Below are 407 nucleotides of genomic sequence, written 5' to 3'. Positions count from 1 at the left end.
TCCTCTCGACGCTGGAAAACAGCGGGCCGGAGATCAAGCGCGAGATGGACCAGACCCGCAACGAGGTGCGCGTCATGACCGTGCACGCCGCCAAGGGCCTGGAGGCGCCGGTCGTCTTCCTGGTCGACGGCGGCTCGGCGCCGTTCAGCGACCAGCACCTGCCGCGGCTGATGGCCTTCGAAAGCTCGGGCGCTGATTGGAAGGGCAAGGGCTATCTCTGGCGCTCGGCGAGTGACGTCGCCAACGGCGTTTCGAAAGCGGCCTCGGCGCGGGCGCGCGAGCTTGCCGACGACGAATACCGGCGGCTGCTCTATGTCGGCATGACGCGCGCCGAGGACCGGCTGATCGTCTGCGGCTATCACGGCAAGCGCGCGCCGAGCACCGGCACCTGGCATTCGATTGTCAGC

At 68.3% G+C, this 407-nt stretch carries 1 protein-coding gene; it reads left to right on the top strand.

The annotated features are described in order from the left end of the window. On the top strand, window positions 1-407 hold a 407-nt coding region (locus EOA60_RS37180), incomplete at both ends, for a 3'-5' exonuclease (RefSeq protein ID WP_164899976.1).

The sequence above is a fragment of the Mesorhizobium sp. M1A.F.Ca.IN.020.06.1.1 genome (assembly GCF_004023265.1).
Taxonomy (GTDB): domain Bacteria; phylum Pseudomonadota; class Alphaproteobacteria; order Rhizobiales; family Rhizobiaceae; genus Mesorhizobium.
Note: the sequence above shows the minus strand (reverse complement) of the source record. Positions and strands in the feature narration are given on the sequence as shown.